This window comes from Lysinibacillus composti, assembly GCF_016908465.1.
Lineage (GTDB): Bacteria > Bacillota > Bacilli > Bacillales_A > Planococcaceae > Ureibacillus > Ureibacillus composti_A.
The window spans coordinates 1-18,753 of the sequence record NZ_JAFBDY010000008.1 but is presented as its reverse complement, the minus strand read 5'-3'; the positions used below and the strand labels follow the sequence as shown (position 1 = coordinate 18,753).

The following is an 18,753-nucleotide window of genomic DNA, read 5'->3' as shown; positions in this document are numbered from 1 at the left end:
ATGACCGAGCGTATTATATTGGTAAGAGGGAGGTGGGTTAAATGAGTAGTGAAAACAAAAAAACGAGTGAACTTCGTAGATCGATGCCGTTACTACCAATTGGTACGGTAATGCAATTGACAGAATTATCTGCTCGTCAAATTCGCTATTACGAGGAACATGATTTAATTCAACCACACCGTTCAGAAGGGAACCGACGCATGTTTTCATTAAATGATGTCGATACTCTTCTTGAAATAAAAGATATGCTAGAACAAGGCATTAACATGGCAGGAATAAAAAAACTATTTGCACTTAAAGAAAATCCGGCAGTTCAAGCAGCTCAAACCGAAAAAGAAATTTCTGATGCTGATTTACGCCGTATTTTACGCGAAGAGATGAAAGTTGCTCAACGTATGCAAAAGACATCATTACGTCAAGGGAATTTATCGCGTTTTTATCAATAAAATAAAAACGCATAAATAATAAAAAAATATACTAAACATCAACGTGTTAGCAGACTAACCAAAAAAGCGCTAGCAGCTGAGGTAACTATTAGGAGAGTGAAATCTGTGGGGAAATACACAAAAGAAGACATTAAACGCCTTGTGGAAGAGAAGGGTGTAAAATTCATCCGTTTACAATTTACTGACATTCTAGGGACAATCAAAAACGTTGAAATTCCTGTTAGTCAATTAGACAAAGCAATCGACAACAAAATGATGTTTGATGGATCTTCAATCGAAGGTTTCGTACGTATTGAAGAATCAGATATGTACCTATACCCTGATCTTGACACATTCATGGTGTTCCCATGGACAACTGATAAAGGAACAGTTGCTCGTTTCATTTGTGATATCTACACTGCTCAAGGAGAACCATTCGCTGGTGACCCACGTAACAACTTAAAACGCGTATTAAAAGAAATGGAAGAAATGGGCTTCACAGATTTCAACTTAGGGCCTGAACCAGAATTCTTCTTATTTAAATTAGATGAAAAAGGCGAACCAACTTTAGAAGTAAATGACCACGGTGGATATTTCGATTTAGCGCCAACGGACCTTGGAGAAAACTGCCGTCGTGACATCGTGCTTGAACTAGAAGAAATGGGCTTTGAAATCGAAGCTTCTCACCATGAAGTAGCACCTGGTCAACACGAAATCGACTTCAAATATGCAAACGTAATTGAAGCATGTGACAACATCCAAACGTTCAAATTAGTTGTTAAAACAATTGCACGTAAACACGGATTACACGCAACATTCATGCCGAAACCATTATTCGGTGAAGCGGGTTCAGGTATGCACTGTAACGTTTCTTTATTCAAAGGGAAAGAAAATGCATTCTATGATCCATCAACTGAGATTGGTTTATCAGAAACAGCTATGCAATTCATGGCAGGGATCTTAAACCACGTAAAAGCATTTACTGCGATTACTAACCCAACTGTAAACTCTTACAAACGTTTAGTACCAGGTTATGAAGCACCATGTTACGTAGCATGGTCAGGACAAAACCGTTCACCATTAATTCGTATCCCAGCTTCACGCGGAGTTTCTACACGTGTTGAAGTACGTTCGGTTGACCCAGCTGCAAACCCATACTTAGCTTTAGCGGTTATTTTAGAATCTGGTTTAGAAGGAATCCGTCAAGGGTTAACTCCACCACCAGCAATCAACCGCAACATCTATGTAATGTCTGAAGCAGAGCGCATCGAAAATGGGATCGATAACTTACCATCATCACTTCTAGACGCACTTAAATTATTAAGTCAAGACGAAGTAGTGAAAAACGCATTAGGCGAACACATCTACGAAAACTTCAAAGAAGCAAAAGAAATCGAGTTCGACATGTTCCGTACACAAGTACACCCATGGGAACGCGAACAATACATGAAAATGTACTAATTAGAAGAAGCTTCGACACGTTGACCGTGTCGAAGCTTTTTTATTTTGGTTGTGAGGATTGCGCGGGTGTTAGCTATTCGGGCAATTTGGAAACAATTCTAAAGATAAAAGAACCCCATCTGTTTTGAGATGGGGTTTCGCTATGTGTATTTAACTTTCTTTCCATGTTAGGACGTTCTCAAGGTTCGATATTAACGAACCATTTTCCTTATTGAAAATTTGAATTAACACTCTTGATAGATTTGGATACGCTTCATGTGGTTGTAGCTTTAATAATATATAAACGTCGGAATCAGTATGTTTTTCAAAAGTATAAGTTGATTTTTCTACCTCAGGTTCGCTATAACCAAGAGATTGAATCACTTCAATTCGATCGTCATAAGCTGTCTCAGTTGCAATAGCAGAAGCGCCAGCTAATTCATGTTGCGCTACTTGTTGTGCAGCTTGAATTTCCTCTTCAGAAAAGTTAGCGCGGTCTTTAAATTGGTAATAGATCCCGATGGCACCGGAAATGAGGAACAACAGAATTAATGTAATCGAAATCACTTTAACGCTAGAGCCACCGCGTTCATTTAGGCGGTTTGATAAAAGGTTCTTTGCTCGCTTAATCATGCGGAACACCTTCTTATTAAAATTTTAATGGGAGAGGGTGGGGCAACAGACGTGCCCCCTATAACTATTAATCTACTCTATATTATGCTCCAAAACTAGCTAGTTTAAGCGACTAAATATTACATTTCCATGAACGTTATTTCTCGGTCCAACTACAAACATTTAAGGCAAAATTTCATAGCCAACAAGTACAATCATTTCGGGTTTGCTTAACTTTGTAATATATTCTTCGTTTTCACCTCGATGGATGAAGTATATTGTAAGGTGACATTTTCTCGTTATACACTACCTAAATGCTTTGGTAAGGAAGTTGTTTGATTTTGGAGAAAGAGGAAGTGGTATGAATGCTAAACGGTTAATAGTCGTTGAATTTGACAAAAACATTTTATGAGAATAGTATACTAATACTAATTGCAAAATGAGACACAATTGTTAGATGACAGGTGTAGAAAGAAAAAACTTCTGCAGGGAGGCAGAAGTTTTTAGTATTTTTAATAATCCTTTACGATAATATTTAAAAGATAATCAACAAAATATTTTATCTATCGTTTTCTAGTAAGGGCCCTTCAATAAATAAATCACTTTTGGTTACACCGGAATATGGTTGAGATGGTGGTGCAATAGGAATTGCTGGATTTGGTACTATTGGCTCGCCAAAGCTAATACTTGTTCCACCTGTCGCTGTGATTGATTCAGTAATTACAATCCCTTTCATATTCCCTCCGCCATTCAGGTCTAATTTTGCATATGGAGCAACAAACCATTGACCGATAGTGGGTACGCCACCTGCAATATCAACATTCGAACCACCGCTATAAAAGTTTCCGTATAATCCCGCTCCACCAGTTAATTTCACATCACTTTTTTTTACATATAAAGAACTATATAATTTTGTACTTCCATTAAAATCTAATCTATCTGATCCGTTGTAATATAAATTTGCAGAGGCAGGATTCCCGTTTTGGTTGAATGAACCTTTAATATTTAGGTTATCAGTTACATACATATTTAAAATCCCGGTATTACCTACAATAATATGACCATCATTTATGTCAACATCTTTCACGCTAATATTTATTTTATTTTCACCCAGATTTATTACACTATTACTGCCTATGTTAAATTTATTTTTCACAAAGATATTTAATTTACCCGAACCGGTCACTTTTATATCGCCATTCTCAATATTCAAATTATTCACATATAAATTAACTTCGTTGCTGCCAATATTAATAGTTAAATTATTATCATTTCCTAATATAAAATCTTTAAATCTAGTATCCTTCTCTAATGGTAATGTATACGAAGGTGTCATCCATGTACTTGAAGTAAAATTACCATCCTTTATAATCATTGTTTTATTCGATTTATCATAGATAAACTCATTATTAGGTGGATATGGAACTAATTCTCCTGTTTCTATTAGAAATTCAGGGAATGTTGGTAAAAATTGTACTAATGGATTAGGAGAATTAATTTTTATTGAAGAAGGTAAAGTTGAATATTCAGAGCCAGTTATATTTGCACCACCATTAGTAGATATTTCCCCTCCGTTGGTAGCAGCATTTCCATTAATAGTAGCTCCGCCTTTTAAAGTGATATTTCCATTTGTAAGAGCTGCAAAATTTTCTAAAGGGTTTACATAACCTCCGCTCCCATTCTCTTCTGAAACAGTTTCTTCGCTTCCGCCTGACCCTCCATTGTTACCCGAACTACCTCCTGAAACTTGAGGATTAGCGTCAATTTTAAGTTGCTGAGAAACTGTTCGGAAATTTGAAGGTGAATCTTCAAAATATCCATTTGATGTTATGTTAACAGTACAATCCAGAGAGCGAGAGCAATCAAACAAGACTGTAGTCTCAACAACAGGTTGTTTTTCAAATTGTTTTCCTAATTTAAAATTACTTGAAAAAGTATTAGAACTACATTTATTAGACTGTCCTACTGGATTGAAAAGTGAATTAAATTCAGAGCAAAAATCATTACTCATTTTAGTATAATAATAAGTTTCGAAATCATTGTTAAAACTACTTAATAATGCAACTTGCGAATCGTAGTCTAGAGAATTGAAATAATCCTTGATATCTCTGTCTAAATTTGTAATTACTGTAGCTATATTTGATTTTTCAAGGTTAATTCCTGCTTCAGCAAAATAAAAAGTAGACTGATCTTTTCTTTCGTTTATTGTGGTTTTATTAGTATTCATACTTAATGTGAGCAGGCTAATGCCTGTTATTGATACTAATAAGATTAGTAAAATTGTGATAAATAGTCCATATCCATCATTGTTTTTTAATAATTTCATTTATGAAGACCCCCTTCTAAAAGTAATAGAAGTTTCGAAATTTTTATTATTTAACATGAAATCTAAATGTACTGTTTGGTCACCATAAATCGAGAGGCTTTTAATATTCTTTCCTATTAAGACATTGTTTCTATAAAGCTCATAGTTGCTATTCTTATATTCATAGATGAATAAAGAGTTATTAGTTTGATCTTGAAAGTAAAAAATAGTATTGTCACCACTTGTTATCGATGTAACTTTAAAGCTTTTCCTTAAATCTTTTGTTATTTGTTTTAGGATATATGCTCCATCTTGAAGTTGCAAAGATTCCTTAGTTTGTTCACTTTGTTGTTTTGATGAGGAATTCATAATATTGAAAACAAAAAATGAAATGAGAGTTAATATAATTAAAATACCTAAAACCTCTATTAAAGTCATTCCTTTTTCATTTTGTTTAATCATCGAATAATTGCCACCTAATCTTTTATTTCCAAACATAAACGTTTTCTACAGTTGCTTTAATTTTATTATTTGTATCAATAATATCAATTAAAATAGTGGTGCTTTTCTCAAAATCACAAAGCTGCCTTATCATAATAATACTCTTATATTTTTCGTTTAAAGTTTTTTCATAAACAATTTCGCTTGTATATTCATTATAGTTTAGTTGATTCAAATCGTCACAAGCTCTTATACTTCTATTACTGGTCAACGAATATCCGGTGATGAATGTAGAATTTAAACTTGATATAGATTGATTTTTTGATAACTCGTATATTTTTTCCATTTCAGTTTGAGCTAAATATGTAGCATCAGAGATTGATTCGGCATTTGAATTGGTCTTTTTTGATTGTATGAACATCCCATAAAAAGAAATTAATATAATGGTTATAAGTAGTAAAGAAACAACAGCTTCAATAAGTGTTATTCCTCTATTATTGCTTAGTATCTTCCTCAAATAATTACCCCCAAAACTATAGTAACTTAATAGATATAAAAATACAGGAATTCTAATAAAAAAATATTTTTGTATACCCCCGTGATCTTGCTCGCAAGAATTCAAAACAGCAGTTCTCTTTATAATTTATAGTAAACATTTTTGATTTTTTCATCTGTTTTTAGGTTTGAGTTTCCTAAGTTAAAAGATAAAAAGTACAAATATACTTCTTAATATCAGTAATTTTAATATTACACAAATAAGCTAATTGAAAAGATCTTGTAAAATCCATAATTTACTCGTTACATTTTGTGTTACGCTATATTAATATAATTGTAGATATAGAATGATATTAAATTATTACGTTTGATGACCCTATAACGGTTTTATTATACAACAAATGGAGATTTATTGTACTAAAGTCACATAAAAAAATTTTTTTCATTTATTTTAAAAGTATAGTGGTAAAAAAGTTATATACAGATGTAAAAAAAAGTTGTATATTATGATTAACTTATTCAACAACTTAGTCTTTTGATTCTTTGAGAGTGAGAAGACGAATTCTTAGTACAAAAGTTTGTCACAACTTGCGTGAATACTTTGTACTATTGTTAAGTAAAATTGTTTTAAAGTGAAATAATATTTGGTAATATTTGAAAAATTTATTACAACTATTACAAATGGATATACATTTTACATGCTTTTGTGTATTCTAAGCCTATAATACATAAGTCGTAGTTTGAAAGATTGAATCATTATAGAAACTAAATACATAATAAAATGTGGGGTTGACGAGATGAAAATAAAATTAATCGGTATAGCAGTTATATGTGTTTTCCTCGCCTATATTTGTTTACCCACAACTGAATCAAAAACCGCATACGCAGATGATGAGGGGAATGGTTCAACCATTGCTGGTGTAAATGTTAAAGGTCTAGATAAGGAAGAGATTGAAAAAGCCTTACAAAAAGAAGTTAAAGAATGGATGAAAACTCCTATTCTCGTTTCAGATGGTGCAATTGAAATGGAGATTGATTCTAATAAACTTGAATTTGATTTCAACTCAACAATTTCTAACTATGAGTCACAAACAGATAAACCATGGTACCTTTTCTGGGAATCTGATCGTGTTGTTCACTTACCATTACAAGTATTACCTAACGATGAAATTAAAAACGAGATTGCTAGTATAGGTACTTGGAATGCAGATGAAACATATAACCAGCTTTTAGCACAAGCGTCTTACTTAAAGGACCATGAAATAAATGCTACAGTGAATGATTCCACATTATACGAAAATGAAAGACTTGCATTAACTATTGGAGAAATTCCTGAAGATGCAGCAGGAATTTATGAACTTTCAGAGTCTCTAAATAATTTAGTCATAAACCCAGGAGATTCTTTTTCATTCCTTGAACATACAGGTGAAGCTACATCAGTTGCTAATTCTGAAGCAATTAATTTCGTTGCTTCTTTATTATATAGTGCAGTCTTACAAACGGAATACGAACTATTAGAGCGACATTCACAAAAATCTGTGCCTCCATACTTAGAATTAGGAATGGAAGCTGCGATTGATATTAACTCAAACAAGGATTTAAAGTTTTATAATCAATCTGAATATCCGACAAAAATTAAGACTTCAACTGAAGGGAATTCTATGAAACTAGAAATAACTTCGGATGAAAAAGTGAAAGAGGTCCTAGTTCAAGTAGAAAAAGAAATCATTCAACCGAGAATTATTGAACGATATTCAGATGAGCTTCCTATAGGATCAGAAGAGTTAATACAAGAGGGAAATTCAGGTTATCGCATTGAAGTGTATCGAACGATTTCAGAAAGTGGAAGTGCTGAAGAAGAAGTGGTGTCTCGTGACTATTATGCTCCAACGAATCGAATTGTGTTGAAATCTTCAAGACAACCAATCACAGCAGCAAATGACAATAGCTCGACACCTACTTCAAATGAAGCGAGTAAAACAAACAAAAAGAATGATTCAGATTTAGATATTGATTTAGATGGCGATGGCCTTCCAGATCTTGAAGCGCCAAAAGATGAAGATGAGCTACCACCAGGAAGTTATTACGATAAAGGTGGAAATTTAGTGACTCCGTAGAGAGGAGGTAAAAGATTTGAAAGTAAAAACGCGTAAACGACTTGGGGATTTACTTGTTGAAGCCGGAGTAATTACGAATGAACAGCTTGACTATGCGTTATCAAATAAAACGCAAGATGAAAAGCTTGGCGATTTCCTAATTCGTGAAAATTACTTAACCGAACAACAATTAATTGAGGTTCTCGAATTTCAATTAGGCGTACCTCATATCCAACTAAATCAATATTCCATTGAGCCGGAACTTTTGCAACTAGTTCCTGCTGAGTTGGCAAAACGTGCAAGAATTATGCCAATTCGACGTGATAAAAATAAATTGTTTATTGCCATGGCGGATCCAATGGATTACTTCGCCATTGAAGAAGTTCGAATGGCAACAGGTTGTCAGATTGAAACAAGTATTGCTGCTAAAGACGATTTATACCGTACGATAACAAAATATTACGATTTACAAGAGTCGATGGAAGCCGCACTTTCCGACTTAGGGGTTTCACCAACAAATGAACCCCAACAAGAAATTATTGATGAAGATTCACCAATCGTACGTCTTGTTAATCAAATCATCGCAAACGGTGTAGCTCAACATGCTAGTGATATTCACTTCGATCCACAAGAAACTGAATTCCGAGTTCGCTACCGTGTAGATGGGATTTTAAGAACTGAGCGATCATTACCTAAGCATATGCAAAATATGATGACAGCCCGTGTCAAAATCATGGGGAACTTGAATATTACAGAAAATCGTGTTCCGCAAGATGGACGAATTAAAACCACAGTGAACTTTAAACCCGTTGATATTCGTCTATCGACATTACCAACCATTTATGGTGAGAAAATAGTAATGCGTATTCTTGACTTAAGTAATGCTGCCGGTAATATTTCAAAGCTTGGATTTTCAAAGGCAAATGAACTGCTTTTCAGAAATCTAATTTCAAAACCTAATGGTATAGTACTGATTACTGGACCAACTGGTTCCGGTAAATCTTCTACTTTATATGCAGCACTCTCTCATCTGAATAATGATGGAGTGAATATTATTACAGTAGAAGATCCAGTGGAATATCAACTTGAGGGAATTAATCAAATTCAGGTTAAGGAAGAAGTTGGTCTAACCTTTGCAGCTGGATTACGTTCAATTTTACGTCAGGATCCGGATATCGTCATGATTGGGGAAATTCGAGATTTAGAAACTGCCGAAATTGCCGTTCGGGCGTCACTAACTGGACACTTAGTATTAAGTACATTACACACAAATAGTGCCGTAGAATCTATCTCAAGATTACAAGATATGGGGATTGAGTCGTTCTTAATTTCCTCATCATTAAACGGCGTCATGGCACAACGGTTAGTACGCCGTGTTTGTCGTGATTGTGTAGAAACTGTTTCAGCTACACAGAGAGAGAAAGAAATCTTTGAAGCAGTTGGTCTGCATGTAGAAAAGGTAAGACGTGGCCGAGGCTGTCCTGCATGTAGCCATACTGGGTATCGCGGAAGACTTGCCATTCATGAAATCTTACCAATTGATCGGAAATTAAAAGAACTTATTTTACAACGTCATAGTATTTCCGTGATCCGCGACCATATGAAAAGTGAAGGATACCGTTCATTACTCGAAGATGGACTATTAAAAGTATTAGACGGCATGACAACTACCGAAGAAGTATTGCGTGTAGCAACGTTAGATTAGGAAGTGATAGTGATGAGCGAACTTTCAATATCTTCTCTATTGCAACGAGCATTTGATGAGAAGGCATCCGATTTACACTTAACAACCGGGATCCCACCTGTATATCGAATTGATGGTCGATTACAACAATACGGGGATGTTTCTGTCACCCCTGATTTAATTCGGGTAATGATTGAAGAAATCATTCCTGCATATAAGGTCGAAGAGTTTAATCAGACTGGGGAAACGGATTTTAATTATTCACTAGGTGATTTATGTCGCTTCCGTGTGAATGCTTATCATCAGCGTAATGAGGGCGCGATTGCTGCTCGTTTAATACCGTCAAAAATACCGACCATTGAGTCGCTTAGTATGCCGAAAGTATTGTTCGAATTATCTGATAAACCTCAAGGACTCGTATTAGTAACAGGTCCAACGGGTTCAGGTAAATCAACAACTCTCGCAAGTATGATTAATTATATTAACGAGACGAAATCAAAACATATTATCACCTTGGAAGATCCAATCGAGTACTTGCACTCACATAAAAAATCGATGGTGAATCAGCGTGAAATTGGAATTGATACGGAGAATTTCTCCAGTGGTTTACGGTCGTCTCTTCGTCAAGATCCAGACGTCATTTTAGTAGGTGAGATGCGAGACCTTGATACGATTTCAACTGCAATTACGGCTGCGGAAACAGGGCATTTAGTGTTTGCAACATTGCATACATCCAGCGCACCAACGACGATTGATCGAATTATTGACGTGTTCCCACCACATCAGCAAGGGCAAATTCGAATCCAATTAGCTAATGTGTTACAGGGGATTATCTCTCAACGATTATTCCGGAGACGTGATTCAACAGGTCGAGTTGCTGCAACAGAAATTTTAACTGCTGTTCCTGCAGTTACGAACTTAATTCGAAATGAAAAGGTTCATCAAATTCAAAGTGTGATGCAAACTAGTCGTGCACTTGGTATGCATACTTTACAAAATTCAATCTCAGAACTTGTATCTAAAGGGATTGTGTTAATGGAGGAAGTCAAACCTTACTTGAACGTTGGTGAGTACAGTTGACCGTTTATAAATATGTGGGGCGTACTAAAACTGGAGCACCAAAAAAGGGCACAATTGATGCAGCAAATATAAATGCGGCCATCACCAAGTTAAGGGAAAAGGGCATTAATCCTCGTCAAATTGAAGAGTCGAAAAGCATCTTGCATAAAGATCTCAATTTTGTTGGAGGAGTTAAGAACCAGGATTTTGTTATCTATTGCCGACAATTTGCGACGTTAATTCGAGCTGGTGTATCGATTGTTGAATCCACAAATATTTTAGCCCGCCAAACGAAAAATAAACCGTTAAAAAAAGCGCTTGAAGAAGTGGAAGAGGATATTCGTTCAGGGCTTTCTTTCTCAAATGCAACCGTCAAACATCCGAAAGTGTTCCCAGCGCTATTTAGTAATATGATGCGATCAGGTGAAGCAACAGGGAATATTGACGACACGTTAGAACGTCTCGCCAATACGTTTGAAAAGCAATATAACTTAAAGAAAAAAGTCCAATCGACCTTAACATATCCGGCAGTATTATTATTCGTTACGATATTAGTTGTGTTCTTTCTATTAGTTTATATCGTTCCTACGTTTGTTTCATCATTTGAAGAAATGGATGCCCAACTACCGATGATCACGATTGTTACTGTTGCCATTAGTGACTGGTTGAGAGATTTTTGGTGGATTGTGATTCTCGTAATATTTACTGCTTTAGGTGGATTTCAGTTTCTGTATAAAAGTAATAAAGAATTCAACTATGCAGTTCACTATATGATGTTAAAAATGCCAGTACTTGGTCCATTATTACAAAGGTCAACAATCGCGCGTATGACAAGAACCTTATCTTCATTATTTAGCAGTGCAGTACCGATTTTACAATCATTAGTTATTGTTGAAAAAGTTGTGGGAGATCCCGTAGTTGCCAAAGTAATGGTTGAAGCCAGAGAAAGCTTGGAAAAAGGAAGTACGTTAACAGCACCACTAGAAAAAAGTTGGCTCTTCCCACCTTTAGTTACTTCCATGACTTCAATAGGAGAGTCAACCGGTTCACTTGATTACATGCTTGAAAAAATAGCAGACTTTTATGAAACGGAAGTTGATCGAGCGGTTGATACATTAAAATCGCTAATTGAGCCTTTAATGATTTTATTTTTAGCTGTTATAGTAGGATTCATTGTGGCAGCTATTATGATGCCGATGTTTAGTTTATACGAGCAGATTTAGAGAAGGAGGACGTTTTGCAGGGAGGTGAGAGTACATGCAAACAATGTCCGTACAAAAAACTGGTAAATTTAAGAAAGATAAATATAATGGGGGAAATAACATGTTTAATAACTTATTGAAAAAACGCCTTGGTAATGAAAAGGGGTTAACTTTAATTGAATTATTAGCTGTGATTGTAATATTAGCAATTATTGCAGCGATTGCAATTCCTGCAATTGGTAGTATTATTGATAATTCTCGAGGAAAAGCACAAGTTGCTGATGCTATTAATATACTAGACGCTGCAAATCTTTATTTCACTGATAATCCAAATGATACTGATAATACTGTTAAGGGTACGGAGTTACTATCTGCTGGATATGTTGAGACACTAGGGAAAATTGATACTGTAACAGTAATTAAACCTAAAGATGCTCCGATTAATATTACATTTAAAGACACAAATGGTACAACGCATAAAAATAAAACTTTAGATAATTTAAGTGATGCAACTGTAAAAAAAGGAGTTATTTCAATTCCAACTACTCCGTAACAATTTCTAAGTTAGTCTTTCATCGAACACCTAAATTAAATTGGTTAGGTGTTCCATTGAGAAACTAAATTTTAATGGAAACTATAACTTATCAGTAAATTATTTTTATTAAAGCCCCGGTACTAATAATAATTTATTAATTTAAGACGCTTATATGTACTAAAGACTATAAAGTAGTTTTAATTAATAGTAATCAAATAGTATAAGAAAAATAAATAATTAATAATGTCAAACTTTGCTAAATACCTAATAAGTATTTTACTATGTTTTATAAATTATTAAAAAGGAGCCCTCACAAATGTTCAACCTTAAGAAAAAAAGTCATGTATCAATCGAAATAAATGATTACGTACTTCGTGCACTTGTGATGAAGGGCCCTGATTTTGCGCAAGCAAAAGTATTTGAAGTGCCTCTTCCTCCAAGTATTGTCGAAGAAGGGGTAGTGGCTGATGATATGCAGCTGTTTGATATTTTTAAAGAGCATCAACATAATTGGGGAGGGAAACGACAAAATGTTCGTTTCTTTGTACCCGATTCTATTATTCTGTTAAAATCATTTGAGCATCCAGCAGATGTGACCTCTGATAAGTTAAAAGAATTTGTTGAAATGGAACTTGGCCATTCGGTTCATTTACCTTTCCAGGATCCACTGATTGATGTGTATGACCCGGAAGAAGGGGACGGGCAAGCGATGATGTTTGCTGCTGCCGCTGAAGAGGTCAATAAATTTATCCACTTATTTTTAGATATTAAAATGGAGCCGGTTGTGGCAGACATTCGGTCACTTTGTAATTTACGTGTACTTGATCATCTACAACTTCTTCAACCGGATAAAACGTATTTACTTGCCAATTGGTTAATTAACGAATTATCCATTTGTATTTATTCCAATGGCCAAGTTGATTTTATGCGCTATCAACCGATAAACACGGATTTAGCCTTATGGCGAGGAAAGCAAAAAATCAACGAACAAGTAGAATTTACTTTTGATGGGGAGCCGGAAGATTATCGGATGGTGATTACGGATCAATTGCTTGAACTTGATCGAATCATGAATTTCTTTAGGTTCTCTTTACATAAAGGGGAAAAGTCTGTCGATGAGATTGTCGTCATGGGGGATAATCCGCTTCTTCATCAAATACATTCACTTTTAGAGGAAAATTTAGCAGTTCCCATCAAAGTAGTTGATGATGCATTGATTCAAGAACACTTCCCTGGATTTAAAGCGAAACATGCATCGTTGTTAGGGCTTGCTTTAAAGGAGGTTGCTAAATGATTCCAGATATTAATCTCATCCCGAATCTCGACAAGGATGATTCGGGTTCCAAGATCGTGTATTTGATTATAAGTATCGCAGCTTTACTCTTACTCTCTTTACTAGCTTGGCAGTATTTCCAGGCTCGTGCTGATATCGTAATTTTAACGAAAGAGCAAACAGCGTTACAATCACAACGAGACGATTTGAAATCACAACTAGATGGGATGAATTCAACAACTCAAGGGTCCCTAGAACAATCTGTTGATTTCGTTGAGCTTGTTTCATATCCTGTTACACCATTAATTGATGAAATTCAAATGTTACAAACAAATCATTCGTATTTAAGAAGTTATTCTTTCGATGCTGAAAGTGTTTCAATTACAGTAGATTTTGAAACCCTTAACGATGTGGCAGACTATATCTCTAGTCTTACAAATAGTAGTTACTTTACAGATGTACAAGTTTCATCTGTATCAAATTTTGATTTAGGTACTGAGAACACTACTGAAAGTGAAAAAGACTTTAATGTCATTCCTAGACAGACTGCAAATTTCACATTGGTCATAGATGAAGGATACTTAGCTACTGGAGGTGTTGAATAATGAAAATCTCTAGTAGTAAAAATTCCGCTGTTCTACTTTTAACAGCATTAGTCGCTACGTTGATTTTTGCTGTGTACTATTATGTTGTGATACCTAAAAAGGATGAAGCGGAAATGCTAAGTAATTCGGTTAGCAGCTTACAGTCAGAAATTACAACCTATCAAGAGCAGTTAAAAGGGTTAGAAGATACCCAAGCTAAAAATACCCCAACAACTTTTAATTTGCGTAAAAAGGTACCACAGAGTCGTGAAATTGATGGATTATTATTAAATATTGAAGAAATCGCCTATGTGACAGAATCTAATGTTCAGTCCATTAATTTTAATAATTATGATTCACTAGTTTCTGAGTCTGGCTATATCGAACCTGAAACTCAAGAAGAGACTTCATCTACTGAAACAGAAGGCACGGAAACAACTGATCCAGAGGCAATTGAAAATGGTGAAGCGATTCAAGAAGATGTACCTATTTCAACTCTAGCACAGTCTTTGCCACCGGAACTAAAACTAATAACATTTAATCTTGAAATAGAATCACCAGATTATACAAGATTACAACAATTCATTAAAGAAATTGAAGACTTAGAACGTGTTATGCACATTGATACAATCAGCTATTCACTTCCAGGTGAGGAAAATGAATTTGCTGAGGATGCGTCGGATGTTGCTACAGCGTCCGTTCAAGTGACGACGTTCTATTATGAAGGTGAACAATAACCTTCCATTCACATTACAAATTACAACAGGTAAAGGTTAGGTGCTTAATAAATGGAGATTGTTTATACAGTGTTTGCGTTACTTTTCGGCCTTGTTTTTGGTTCGTTTTTTAACGTCGTTGGGTTACGAGTCCCCAAAAAGGAATCCATTGTGAACCCACCGTCGCACTGTACAAGCTGCAATCGACGTTTAACTGCACTAGATCTTGTACCTGTTTTTTCATACCTTTTTTTAAAAGGAAAATGTCGCACTTGTGGGGTGAAAATATCCCCGATTTATTGCGTGACTGAACTGGTTACGGGTCTTCTATTCGCCTTTGCTACATGGCAATTGGGCATTGTACCTGAGTTATTTGTTGCTCTTTTGTTTATCTCTTTACTTGTCATCATTGTCGTATCAGATATCGCGTACATGCTTATTCCAGATAAAATTCTATTATTCTTTTTACCATTCTTGCTTATTGGTCGCCTGGTATCGCCATTAACACCATGGTGGGATAGTCTTCTTGGGGCTGTCATTGGATTCGGAATCCTATTCTTAATTGCCATCATTTCAAAAGGTGGTATGGGTGGCGGTGATATTAAGCTATTCTTTTTAATTGGCTTGGTGTTGGGAACAATACATACATTATTAACTCTATTTTTAGCTTCTGTCATTGGAATGGTTGTAGGGCTCATCGTACTAAAGGCAAAAGGGCAGGGGAGAAAGACACCCGTTCCTTTTGGCCCCTCAATTGCAGCAGCAGCAATCATCGTTTATTTCTATGGTCACCGAATGATTGATTGGTATATGAACCTTTTACTCTAAAGCTTAGCACAATTGCTAGGCTTTTTATTATATAAGGGAAAAATTAGGAAATATTAGTAATGGGTAGGAGTATTGTATTATAAAATAGAAAAGGTAATATGGGGGTGGTTTTATGAAACCAGTGATTGGGATAACGATGACAACTACACGTGATGGTCGATATGTAATTAATGAAGCGTATGTAGAATCTGTACTAGATGCTGGTGGGATTCCTTACTGCATCCCCTTTGGCGTAGAAGGGGATGTCGAGAAAATTATTAGTATTGTGGATGGGTTGTTACTTACAGGTGGAGTTGATGTGCATCCACATTTTTTTAGCGAAGATCCTCATCCAAAGCTCGGAGAAGTAATGATTGAGCGTGATAAAGTTGAATTGTATTTATTGCATGAAGCGGTTAAGAGAAAACTACCGATATTTGGGATTTGCCGTGGTATTCAACTGTTAAATGTCGGTCTGGGTGGGACGTTATATCAGGACATTCAATCGCAATACGAAAAAGTGCCGATACAACATAGTCAACTAGCACGTAGAGCAGAAGCGGCACACTATGTGAAAATCGAAAAAGAAAGCAAACTGTATTTAATGTTGAAAAAAGAGAAGATATCAGTGAACTCATTCCATCATCAAGCGATAAAGGATGTAGCGGAAACCTTAACGGTTGTTGCTAAGTCTAGTGATGGAATAGTGGAAGCCGTTGAAATGAAAGACTATCCTTTTGGAGTTGCCGTACAATGGCATCCAGAAGAAATGGCGCAGGGTGGCGATCCTAATTCTCTAACGCTGTTCAAAGAATTCATTGAAGTTTGTACGAAAAAGAACAGTCTAGTAAATTAAAAATAGTTTAGTAAACCTCGCACAATATTTAATAGTGCGAGGTTTTATATCTTCATGCGAATATTACTCCCCACTGAGGTAGGAAATGTATTTAGATAATAAAGTAGGAGAGCCGAATAAAGGTAGAATGAAGATAAGCCTCCGGCGGATGTCACGGATTTTGTAAGGAGTTAATTGTGCAAGCACAATTCAAAATCCGGACGCAATTACGTCAAGACGTAATTGATTTTAGTGTATTTGTCGATAAAGTCCAACTACTTTTCCTAATATCGTGACACGGTCAACTAGAATTGGGTCCATTGTGGAATTCTCAGGTTGTAATCGGAAGTGTGTAGCTTCTTTAAAGAAACGCTTCACTGTTGCTTCATCATCTTCAGTCATGGCTACAACAATTTCCCCATTATTTGCAGTAGATGCTTGCTTTACAATAACGTAATCTCCGTTGAGAATACCTGCTTCGATCATGGATTCTCCCATTACTTCTAACATAAATAATTGATCTTCGCCCGCTCCATATGTATCTGGTAGAGGGAAATACTCTTCAATATTTTCAATCGCTGTTATTGGTAGACCAGCAGTTACCTTCCCTACTAAAGGAACATGTACGACATTTTGTTTTTGTACCAAGTCTTCTTCTTGATCTAAAATTTCAATCGCGCGTGGTTTTGTTGGGTCTCGGCGAATTAGTCCCTTGCTTTCTAGACGGGCTAAATGTCCGTGAACAGTTGAGCTTGAGGCAAGACCAACAGCTTCTCCGATTTCACGGACAGATGGTGGATAGCCTTTTGCACGAACTTCTTCTTTAATAAAAAGTAAAATATCTTCCTGCCGCTTTGATAACTTTTTCAAAACTTTCACCTCTCTATGTGAATATGTATCTGGTGTTGTTACATATAGTATAGCAATGATAGAACAGAAACGCAAACATAAGTTCGAATATTCAGTTGACAAAAACACATGTTCGTATTAAATTAAAAATATACATACGAACAAATATTCGCAAAAGGGGATTTTAGCATGAATTGGTTACAAAAAAATAACTACATTGCCATTTTATTTGGAGTTACTTTATTTATCGTTGGATACTTACTAATTACAGATGACGGAAATACAGCATATAATGAAATTAAAATCGAACACGGAGATACACTTTGGTCATTAGCAGAACGTTATAGCGGTGAAATGTCACATATAGATTGGATTAAAACAGTAAGAGCGGAAAATAATCTATTAACTGAAAATATTGAGGCAGGACAAGAGTTAGTCATTCCAATCTCAACAGATCACGTTTATATCGCTTCAGATGATGAAGAGTATGATTCAGTAAAGGTAGCGAGCAAAAATGAAAACAGATAACAATAATGCAGTGATTTACTGTCGAGTAAGTACAGAGAAAAATACACAAGAAACTTCACTTACTCGACAACAGGAAGAATTACAAAAATACGCAGAGCAAATGGGGTATAGAGTTTTAGATACTTTTCAAGACCAACAAAGCGGTTATGATGTAGAACGAGATGGTTTACTTGAAATGTTAGATTATATAAAAGAACGAAATGTAAAAGCATTATTTGTGCAAGACGAAACACGTTTAGGACGTGGGAATGCTCGAATGGCCATTTTACACTTACTTCAAAAAAGCGAAACGACTGTTTTTTCACTCAACAATGCGGGACCATTAACATTTAATGAAATGGATACAATGTTACTTGAAATCTTAGCTCTTGTAGAGGAATACCAACGAAAGTTACATAATGCCAAAATTAAGCGCGGGATGAGACGAGCTGTAGAGAATGGTTATCGACCTCAAGAAAACCTTAAAAATCGCGGCAATCATGATGGACGAGAACGAATTGAAGTTCCAATAGAAGAAATTGTGAATCTACGCAATAAAGGGCTTACTTTTCAGGAGATTGCATCCACACTACGAGGATTAGGATTTCAAGTTAGTAAAGCGACAGTTCACCGAAGATATACAGAATACATAGAGGAGCTCGACAAGCTGCCTGAAATTTACTAGATTTAATGTGTATAAATAGTAGTTTTCCAAAATTGGTTCACGCACAGTTAATCCAATAACATGTAGTCATAATAGTATAATAACTTTTTTCAAGCCTCTGCTTAAAAATGAACTGCCCCGTAAAAGTTAGACACAAATCTAACTTTTACGGGGTGTTTTTATGGCCAGATTTACAGCAGAAGAAAAAATACAAATTGTTAAAC

The 18,753-nt window shown here is 35.5% G+C and carries 19 protein-coding genes; 14 read left to right on the top strand and 5 right to left on the bottom strand.

Annotated features, from left to right (window positions below):
• Positions 1–41 precede the first annotated feature (41 nt).
• Entirely contained in the window at positions 42–446 is a 405-nt protein-coding gene (locus tag JOD29_RS10325; protein ID WP_124764633.1) for a MerR family transcriptional regulator, read from the top strand.
• A gap of 105 nt (positions 447–551) precedes the next feature.
• Complete coding sequence (gene glnA, locus JOD29_RS10320; RefSeq protein WP_124764631.1) at positions 552–1,886, top strand: type I glutamate--ammonia ligase; 1,335 nt, start codon at positions 552–554, stop codon at positions 1,884–1,886.
• A 150-nt stretch (positions 1,887–2,036) separates the two neighbouring features.
• Here glnA and JOD29_RS10315 read toward each other — a convergent pair whose 3' ends face one another.
• From JOD29_RS10315 to JOD29_RS10300, 4 genes are all read right to left on the bottom strand, one after another.
• Positions 2,037–2,498, bottom strand: a complete 462-nt coding sequence (locus JOD29_RS10315) for a hypothetical protein (RefSeq protein WP_124764628.1) — start codon at positions 2,496–2,498, stop codon at positions 2,037–2,039.
• A 538-nt stretch (positions 2,499–3,036) separates the two neighbouring features.
• Positions 3,037–4,803: a hypothetical protein gene (locus JOD29_RS10310; protein ID WP_124764625.1), complete on the bottom strand. Its 1,767-nt coding sequence runs from the start codon at positions 4,801–4,803 to the stop codon at positions 3,037–3,039.
• Positions 4,804–5,244: a hypothetical protein gene (locus tag JOD29_RS10305; RefSeq protein ID WP_124764623.1), complete on the bottom strand. Its 441-nt coding sequence runs from the start codon at positions 5,242–5,244 to the stop codon at positions 4,804–4,806.
• Between the two features lie 22 nt (positions 5,245–5,266).
• Positions 5,267–5,740, bottom strand: coding sequence for a type IV pilus modification PilV family protein (locus tag JOD29_RS10300; protein ID WP_124764621.1), 474 nt, complete (start codon positions 5,738–5,740; stop codon positions 5,267–5,269).
• Positions 5,741–6,515: 775 nt separating this feature from the next.
• On the opposite strand from JOD29_RS10300, the gene JOD29_RS10295 reads away from it, so the two are divergent.
• From JOD29_RS10295 to JOD29_RS10250, 10 genes are all read left to right on the top strand, one after another.
• Positions 6,516–7,835 (top strand): VanW family protein, encoded by a 1,320-nt coding sequence (locus JOD29_RS10295; protein WP_124764619.1) that lies wholly within the window; start codon positions 6,516–6,518, stop codon positions 7,833–7,835.
• A 16-nt stretch (positions 7,836–7,851) separates the two neighbouring features.
• A complete protein-coding gene (locus tag JOD29_RS10290) occupies positions 7,852–9,519 on the top strand; it encodes a GspE/PulE family protein (RefSeq protein WP_124764617.1) in 1,668 nt (555 codons plus the stop codon).
• A 12-nt stretch (positions 9,520–9,531) separates the two neighbouring features.
• Positions 9,532–10,578 (top strand): type IV pilus twitching motility protein PilT, encoded by a 1,047-nt coding sequence (locus JOD29_RS10285; RefSeq protein WP_124764615.1) that lies wholly within the window; start codon positions 9,532–9,534, stop codon positions 10,576–10,578.
• Positions 10,575–11,780 carry a type II secretion system F family protein gene (locus tag JOD29_RS10280; RefSeq protein ID WP_124764613.1) on the top strand — a complete coding sequence of 402 codons (1,206 nt, stop codon included), beginning with the start codon at positions 10,575–10,577 and terminating at the stop codon, positions 11,778–11,780. The genes JOD29_RS10285 and JOD29_RS10280 overlap by 4 nt, the downstream gene beginning before the upstream one ends.
• A gap of 34 nt (positions 11,781–11,814) precedes the next feature.
• Positions 11,815–12,312, top strand: a complete 498-nt coding sequence (locus JOD29_RS10275) for a prepilin-type N-terminal cleavage/methylation domain-containing protein (protein ID WP_420844553.1) — start codon at positions 11,815–11,817, stop codon at positions 12,310–12,312.
• Positions 12,313–12,610: 298 nt separating this feature from the next.
• Positions 12,611–13,588: a type IV pilus biogenesis protein PilM gene (pilM, locus tag JOD29_RS10270; protein WP_124764611.1), complete on the top strand. Its 978-nt coding sequence runs from the start codon at positions 12,611–12,613 to the stop codon at positions 13,586–13,588.
• Entirely contained in the window at positions 13,585–14,172 is a 588-nt protein-coding gene (locus tag JOD29_RS10265; RefSeq protein ID WP_124764609.1) for a PilN domain-containing protein, read from the top strand. The genes pilM and JOD29_RS10265 overlap by 4 nt, the downstream gene beginning before the upstream one ends.
• Entirely contained in the window at positions 14,172–14,888 is a 717-nt protein-coding gene (locus tag JOD29_RS10260; RefSeq protein ID WP_239585664.1) for a potassium transporter, read from the top strand. The genes JOD29_RS10265 and JOD29_RS10260 overlap by 1 nt, the downstream gene beginning before the upstream one ends.
• A 51-nt stretch (positions 14,889–14,939) precedes the next feature.
• Positions 14,940–15,695, top strand: coding sequence for a prepilin peptidase (locus JOD29_RS10255; protein ID WP_124764605.1), 756 nt, complete (start codon positions 14,940–14,942; stop codon positions 15,693–15,695).
• 112 nt (positions 15,696–15,807) lie between these two features.
• Positions 15,808–16,530, top strand: a complete 723-nt coding sequence (locus tag JOD29_RS10250) for a gamma-glutamyl-gamma-aminobutyrate hydrolase family protein (RefSeq protein ID WP_124764603.1) — start codon at positions 15,808–15,810, stop codon at positions 16,528–16,530.
• A gap of 228 nt (positions 16,531–16,758) precedes the next feature.
• On the opposite strand, the gene lexA is transcribed toward JOD29_RS10250, so the two are convergent.
• Complete coding sequence (gene lexA, locus JOD29_RS10245; protein WP_124764601.1) at positions 16,759–17,379, bottom strand: transcriptional repressor LexA; 621 nt, start codon at positions 17,377–17,379, stop codon at positions 16,759–16,761.
• A 168-nt stretch (positions 17,380–17,547) separates the two neighbouring features.
• On the opposite strand from lexA, the gene yneA reads away from it, so the two are divergent.
• Together yneA and JOD29_RS10235 are read left to right on the top strand one after the other, a co-directional pair.
• Positions 17,548–17,886 (top strand): cell division suppressor protein YneA, encoded by a 339-nt coding sequence (gene yneA / locus JOD29_RS10240; protein WP_124764599.1) that lies wholly within the window; start codon positions 17,548–17,550, stop codon positions 17,884–17,886.
• Positions 17,873–18,550: a YneB family resolvase-like protein gene (locus JOD29_RS10235; protein ID WP_124764597.1), complete on the top strand. Its 678-nt coding sequence runs from the start codon at positions 17,873–17,875 to the stop codon at positions 18,548–18,550. Before yneA ends, JOD29_RS10235 begins: the two co-directional genes overlap by 14 nt.
• Positions 18,551–18,753 lie beyond the last annotated feature (203 nt).